Source organism: Candidatus Frankia alpina, assembly GCF_902806485.1.
GTDB classification, from domain to species: Bacteria; Actinomycetota; Actinomycetes; order Frankiales; family Frankiaceae; genus Frankia; species Frankia alpina.
In genome coordinates this window covers 1-6,759 of the sequence record NZ_CADCWT010000243.1, presented here as the reverse complement: position 1 = coordinate 6,759, position 6,759 = coordinate 1, and the positions used below count along the sequence as shown (strand labels likewise).

Genomic DNA, 6,759 nt, shown 5'->3' with positions numbered 1-6,759 from the left:
AGCCGACCGGCCCGGTCGACCGCGGCGGCGTGGATCGCCCCGGCGTCCTCCCGGATCAGGCCGATCGGGCGGCCGGCGGGCATCGCCCAGCGGCGGAACGTGCCGTCGCGGCCCGACGATCCCAGCCAGGTGCCGTCCGGCGCGACGGTCAGCGACAGGACGGGCCCGACGTGACCGGTCAGCGTCGTCATCGGGCGACCGGTCGACGGGTCGCAGATCCGGATCAGGCCGTCGTCCCCGGCAACGGCGAGCCAGCCGCCGTCCGGCGACGCGACGCAGCATCGCAACGCCTCGTCCGCGACGGTGACGACCAGTAGCGGTCCCCCGCCGAAGACATCCCATCCGCGCAGGGTTCCGTCCGCGCCGACCGACAGGACCCGGGCGCCGTCCGGGCTGAACGTGCAGGCGGTGACCTCGCCGCGATGGCCGCGCAGCACCTGCGGCACGGCCGGCCGGCTTGGTCGCCCCGACTGATCCGACTGGCCGGGGCGAATCGGGGAGCCGTCGTCCCACCGACTCGGCACCGCCCAGATCCGTACCGTCCCGTCCGCTCCCGCGGAGGCGAGCGCCTGGCCGGCCGGGGCGAACGCGCAGGCGGAAACGTCGCCGTCGTGCCCCGCCAGTATCGCCTGGCCACGACCGTCGGGCACCTCCCACAGCCGCACGGCGCCGTCACCGCCGGCAGATGCCAGCACCCTCCCATCGGGGGCGACGGCGAGCCCGTCCACCCAGCGCCGATGCCCGCCTAACGTACGGCGCAGGGCCGGATGCGGCTGGTCGGGACGCGACCATCGGTTGGTCAGCCGGGGCCGGGCGACGTGGGGCGCGAGGTCGGCCCGGGCGGCGTCGAGTTCGGCGCTGCCATCGAGCCGGCTGAGCCGGATCGCGCCGAGCGACTCCGGGCGCTGCGTCGGGGCGAGCAGGTGGGCGTTGCGCAGAACGGCCCGCCGCAGCGCGGCCAGCACGGGCGCGTCCGCCACGACGTCCGCCGCGAGGGCGAGGTCCGCCTCGACCGCCACCGGGCCGAACTGCGGACGCTCCAGCTTGGCCAGCGTCCAGCGCAGATCCCCGAGCAGGGCGGCCACCTCGGCCGTGCGGCCCGCGCCGACGAGATGACTGACGAGGTAGGTCCACACGTAGTCCGCCGACTCCGGCAGCAGCCACCACGGATCACCCGGCGGGAACTCGGGCGGTGCGGCGGGCAGGAGGGTGTCACGCAGGGCGTCGCAGAGCAGGGCGTCGAACTCGCGCAGGCGCTCCGGCCCGACCCGCACCCGCAGGTAGGTGCGCAGCACGTCTTGGAGCAGCAGCGCCGGCGGGGACCGCCGGTAGGAGACGACCAGCGAGAGATCGGCCAGCTCCTGGCAGAGATCGTCGACCTCGTCCGGGTCGAGATCGCCCGTGGCCCCCCAGTAGGCGTCGAGCACCCGGCGCGGGATCTCGACGTCCTCGGGAAAGACCGCGAGCTCCAGATAGCGTTCCAGGCAGTGCCCGGTCAGCAGGCCGAGGCTGGCTGCCAGGGTCGCCTCGACCGCCTCGCTGCGCGGCGCGGCTGACATCGAGCCCGGTCGGGCCACGCCGGTGCATCCGGCGCAGCACCCGCTCGGCGGCTCGCGGGACGCTCATCCCATCGCGGACGTGCCGCACGAGCGCGCGGTTGACCAGACGCAGCAGCACCGGCCAGCGCCCGGTCACCCCCAGCAGCCGGCCGGCCGCCTCCGGCGCCTGCGCACCGAGGTCGCGCAGCAGCAGGGTCATGGCCTCCTCGGGCAACATCGCCGAAATCTCGATCATCCGGGCCCGGGGCACGAGGTCACGCAGTCGGGTGGTGACGAGCCGGACGGTGCCCGCTCCGCCCTGCAGGAACGGCTGCAACTGGGCCGGGTTCCACACGTCGTCGACGACCAGCAGCCGGGACTCGTCACCGAGCAGCGTCCCGAGATGGAAGCCGGCCTGTTCCGGATCGGACAGGGTCGGCCGGACGCCGCAGAGCGCCTCGCTGAGATCGTTGATCCGGTCGGCGAGTCGAGCGCCGTCCGACGTCTCCCCGATGGTCACCCAGAGCAGTCCGCCGCCGAACGTCGCGGCGATCTCCGGTTGCCGGCAGACCTCCCTGGTCAGGGTGGTCTTCCCCATACCGCCGGTGCCGTACAACACGACAGGCCCCCGGACAGCGCCGCGCCCCGCCGCGCTCGCGAGCACCTCGGCGAGAACGACCGAGGTGAGCGCCGGGCGAGGCACGACGTCGTCGCGGTCGCCGGGAAGCATCCACGGTCGGTGCTGCCCGCCGGCGCGTGCGATCCCCGCAGCGCCGTCGGCCGTGGCCTGAACGGCGCCGCTCACGCCGACCATGCGCCGTTGGCTCTCCCGCAGCTTCACCAGGGCGTCGAGGACCGCCGTCTCCAGATCACCGGCGCCGCGGAAATCAGCAGTGATAATGCCGGAATCGCGCAGCCGGCTTCGGAACTGCTTCTGGCGCTCCGCGTGGTTCTCGTCGACGAATTCACCGAACGGAACCTCGGCGAGATAGTCCAGGAGGAACACCAGTCGGGGTATCCCGGCTTGCGTCGCCGTGTCGAACTCCAGCTCGGTGTAGGAGATTTCGGGCCGGCCGGCCACCAGCGAGCCGTAACGGAATCCGATGAGCCCCAGGTAGACGTCCGACGAACGGACCGTCCGCACGCAGAAGTCCGCCGGATCGGCGTCCTGCGCACCGAAGTACGCCATGTCGATCACCCGGTCGCCCGCCAACGCGACGGCACGCTCGGCGGCGGCGACGAACGAACGCTCCCGCGGAAACTGTCGCAGCTCCGCGGTGTGGCTCAGAAACACCCGCCGTTCACGGGCGATCGGCAACCCGCCACCGACCGGCGCCGAGCCGGCTACCCAACTCCGATCCGACAGCGAATCAGTCGGTAACGACACATCTCTCAACGTATCCGATCGACTCCGTTCCCCGCATCTGCCACCCTCCGCCCCTGCCCGCAACGGATCAGGTAGTGCGGACGCGAAGCCGGCGATGATCCGCAGGCTGGTGCCAGCTTCCCGTGACGGATCAGGTAGTAAGGACCTCGTGGATTCCCATGACCCCAGCGGCATCGCTCCCGCCGCTCCCGCCGCTCCCGTCGTCCCCGGCCTGGACAGCGACGCAATGGCGGCGGCCCGGCGCCGGCAGGGCGAGCTGACCAAGCCGCCGGGCGCCCTCGGCCAGCTCGAGGAGCTGTCGATCTGGCTCGCCGGCGTGCAGGGGGTCTGTCCCCCGCAGCCGTTCAACCGGGTCCGGGCGATTGTGATCGCCGGCGATCACGGGATAGCCCAGCTCGGTGTGTCCGCGTTTCCCAGCGACGTGACGGCGCAGATGGTGGCCAATTTCGCCGCCGGCGGGGCGGCGGTGAACGTCCTCGCCCGTCAGGTCGGGGCCGCCGTGCGGGTGGTCGACGTCTCGGTGGACAGCCCGCACCCCACCACCGTGGGCGGAGTCGACGGCACCGCGCCGCCCAAGCGCTACCGGGTGCGGCGGTCGAGCGAACGCATCGACCGGACGGACGCGGTGAGCGTGGCCGAGGCGGAGCGGGCGTTCGCCGTCGGTCGGCTCATCGCGGACGAGGAGATCGACGCGGGCGCGGATCTGCTCGTCCCCGGCGAGATGGGGATCGGCAACACGACCCCCGCGGCGACGATCGTCGCATTGCTGTGCAACCGCGAGCCCATCGAGGTGGTCGGGCGGGGAACGGGCATCGACGACCGTCGCTGGATGGTGAAGACGGCCGCGATCCGCGACGCCATGTGGCGGGGGCGGCCGTTCACCGGCAACGCGCAGTCGATGCTGCGGGTCGTCGGGGGGGCGGACCTGCTGGCGCTCGCCGGTCTGCTGGTGCAGGCCGCCGTGCGGCGGACCCCGGTCGTTCTCGACGGTGTGATCGTCTGCGCCGCGGCGCTGGCGGCCGAGCGCATCGCTCCGGGCGCCAGGAAGTGGTGGGTGGCGGGCACCCGGTCCCCCGAGCCGGCGCAGGCGATCGCCCTCGGCGCGCTCGGGCTCACTCCGCTGATCGACGTCGGTCTGCGCCTCGGTGAAGGCACCGGGGCGCTGCTGGCGGTCCCGCTGGTGCGCGCCGCGCAGGCGACGCTCGCGGAGATGGCGACGTTCGATCAGGCGGGCGTCAGCGGCAAGTCCGAGGCCGTCGCCGGCCTGGACGGCGCCGGTGGCCCCGGCGCGGTCGACGCCACGTGATGCTGGCGGTGAGAACCGCGTTCACGCTGCTCACGGTGCTCCCCCTGCGCGGCCCGGAGCGGCTCGACCGACGCCTGGCCGGTCGAGCCATGACGCTGGCGCCCCTGGTGGGCCTGGTCCTCGGGCTGGTCACCGCCGTGGTCGTGGTCACCATGCGGCTCACGACGGGGACGCCCGGTCACCGCAACCAGAGTCTGCTGCCCGCCGCGGTGGGCATCGCCGTCCTCGCGCTGGCCACCCGGGGCCTGCACCTCGACGGTCTGGCCGATCTCGGGGACGGCATCGGCGCCCGGCGGGTGCGGGGGCGGGAGCGCGCCCTGGAGATCATGCGCGAGTCGACGATCGGCGCCTTCGGCGTGATCAGTGTCGTGTTCGTCGTGTTGTTGCAGGTCACGGCGCTCAGCGCGGCCGTCACCGCGCACCGCGGCACGGTCTCGATCCTCGTCGCCGCCATGACCGGGCGGCTCGCCGCGACCCTCGCCTGCGCCGCCGGCACCCCGCCCGCCCAGCCGGACGGTCTCGGCGCGCTCGTGGCCGGCACGGTCCGCACCCGGGACGCGGCGCTGGCCTTCGTCGGGGTCTGCGCCCTGGCGGCGCTGGCCAGCCGCCTCGACTTCGACGGCGGGGACGTCGGCCGGGCCCTGCGCGCCGTTGTTGCGGTATGCGTCGGGACCGCCTTCTCGCTGGCACTGCGGCGCTATCTGACCAGCCGCTTCGGCGGCCTGAGCGGCGACATGCTCGGTGGAATCATCGAGCTCACCACCATGGTGACGTTGATCGTCATGGCGATGACCCTGCCGACTCCCGCACTGCGATTTCTGGGCCAGTAGCGATCTCTTGCCGCCGCGCCGACAATGCCACGACGTGCCGGCACTGGCGCGCTCCACGGGCCACGGTCCACGGACGAGGTCAGTACACGGATCTCTTGAGGAATTTGCTGCACGGCGCTTTGCGAATGACGTGCCGGAGCGCACCCACCGACCGACCGGTTGTATGCTTTCTCGTCGAGAGGTTTTGCGCGGGATTTCCCTGGACGGGGGACGGGCCGGCATGGATCTGCTGTCCGGGCACAAGCGTCGGCGAGATAATGCCCACCGGCGCACGCAGGCGTCTGACCAGCACAATTACGCTGTATCCGCGTCGGCTCTCCGGCCGGGGTCCGCGGCGAACGAGGCCGTTGATGTCTGAGCGCACCGTCCTCGCCACCATCACCTGCAGCATTACCCGGCATCCGGGGGTCGGCCGGTTCGGCCGACAGGGGGCGAACCTCGAGCTGAAGGGGGTGTCTCGGCAGCGCCCAGGCAGCGTGCTTCCATCGTCCGGCTCTCGGACGAAGGCCACAGGCGGCGGCGCCCTCACCCTCAGTCCGGACTATCGCGGCTGCCCCAGCTGCGTCGTCCGCTGCACCCAGTGCCATCAGCTCGCCTGCTGGGACTCCGAGCGGCCGATCTTCGAGTGCCCCCTGTGTGGCCTGCAGGCCGAAGTGAGAGGCGTGCTCACCGAGTTCTCCGCGCTCGACGGCGGCTGATCGAGGTGGAAACCGTCGTAGGGACCTGGGGAAGCTATCTCGTCGAGAAGGACGAGCTGGGCAGGGGCGGCGTCGGCTCGATTCACCGGACGAGCGATCCGGACTTCGTCTTCAAGCGCTACTTCGACCCGACCAAGGCACCCGCCCGCAAGGATCTCGAAAAACTGGTCGAGGTGGGCCGCGAGGTCCTGGTCAGGCAGCGCCGCAAGCCGGGCGAGACCCCGGAGTCCTCGGTGAACTGGCCGGTCGACATCAGCGTCGACCAGTATGGTGCGGTGACCGGCGTCCTGCTGCCGATCATCCCGCAGGTGCTCTTTCGCGAGGAGTTCGGCAGCGTACGCACGCTCGACTTCCTGGTGATGGCCCGCGCGAAGCCGCCGACCGCGAAGGGGCGCATCGTCCTGCTGCTGCGGATGGCGGAGATCTTCAATTTCGTCAACGCCCGCGGTCTCGTGCACGGCGACGTGAACGGCAAGAACCTGGCCTGGGCGGTGCAGCCGCAGCCGGTCATGTACCTGATCGACTGTGACGGCATGGTCCCGCAGCAGCCCGCGCCGGAGACAGGCGTGCAGGCCATGGGGTGGACGGACCCGCGGGTCGTCGAACGCCGCATCCCCGCGCACGATCATTACAGCGACTGGTATACCCTCGCCCTGGCCATGTACCGCGGCCTGCTACTCACCCCGGGCAAGCTGGACCGCGCCGCGGACGGGAGCTGGCCGCCGCCGCAGAAGATCCCGAACGGCTTCCCGGTGCGGCTGGCCGACCTCCTCCGCAGGGGGCTCGAACCGACCGACGCCACCCGCCGCCCCGCGCCGGGCGAGTGGGTGCGGGCGCTGCGGGAGACCTACCTGCCGAACAACCGTTTCGACGATGCCGCGATCGCGGCGCTGGACACGATGAGCGCCCCGGCCAAGCAGAGCCCGCCGCCGACGTTCACCCCGTTGCCGGCCACGGACTGGACGACGACCGTCCGCCCGGCCCCCCCGGGCCGGCGACC

5 protein-coding genes and 1 pseudogene are annotated in these 6,759 nt (G+C 72.3%); 4 read left to right on the top strand and 2 right to left on the bottom strand.

Going from position 1 to position 6,759, the window contains the following annotated elements; all coding sequences use genetic code 11:
• Positions 1 to 1,295: pseudogene (locus G6R25_RS29880) on the bottom strand (WD40 repeat domain-containing protein); the annotation flags it as partial.
• Positions 1,213 to 2,856 (bottom strand): DUF4062 domain-containing protein, encoded by a 1,644-nt coding sequence (locus G6R25_RS29875; protein WP_336502140.1) that lies wholly within the window; start codon positions 2,854 to 2,856, stop codon positions 1,213 to 1,215. The gene G6R25_RS29875 and the pseudogene G6R25_RS29880, both read right to left, overlap by 83 nt.
• A 217-nt stretch (positions 2,857 to 3,073) precedes the next feature.
• Between G6R25_RS29875 and cobT the strand changes: the two genes are divergently transcribed.
• The 4 genes from cobT to G6R25_RS19680 all read left to right on the top strand — a co-directional run.
• A complete protein-coding gene (gene cobT / locus G6R25_RS19695; protein ID WP_163554139.1) occupies positions 3,074 to 4,231 on the top strand; it encodes a nicotinate-nucleotide--dimethylbenzimidazole phosphoribosyltransferase in 1,158 nt (385 codons plus the stop codon).
• Positions 4,231 to 5,061 (top strand): adenosylcobinamide-GDP ribazoletransferase, encoded by an 831-nt coding sequence (gene cobS / locus G6R25_RS19690; RefSeq protein ID WP_163554138.1) that lies wholly within the window; start codon positions 4,231 to 4,233, stop codon positions 5,059 to 5,061. Before cobT ends, cobS begins: the two co-directional genes overlap by 1 nt.
• 350 nt (positions 5,062 to 5,411) lie before the next feature.
• Positions 5,412 to 5,759 carry a hypothetical protein gene (locus tag G6R25_RS19685; protein WP_163554137.1) on the top strand — a complete coding sequence of 116 codons (348 nt, stop codon included), beginning with the start codon at positions 5,412 to 5,414 and terminating at the stop codon, positions 5,757 to 5,759.
• A gap of 5 nt (positions 5,760 to 5,764) precedes the next feature.
• Positions 5,765 to 6,759: hypothetical protein (locus G6R25_RS19680; RefSeq protein WP_163554136.1), on the top strand; the 995-nt coding region annotated here is incomplete at its 3' end.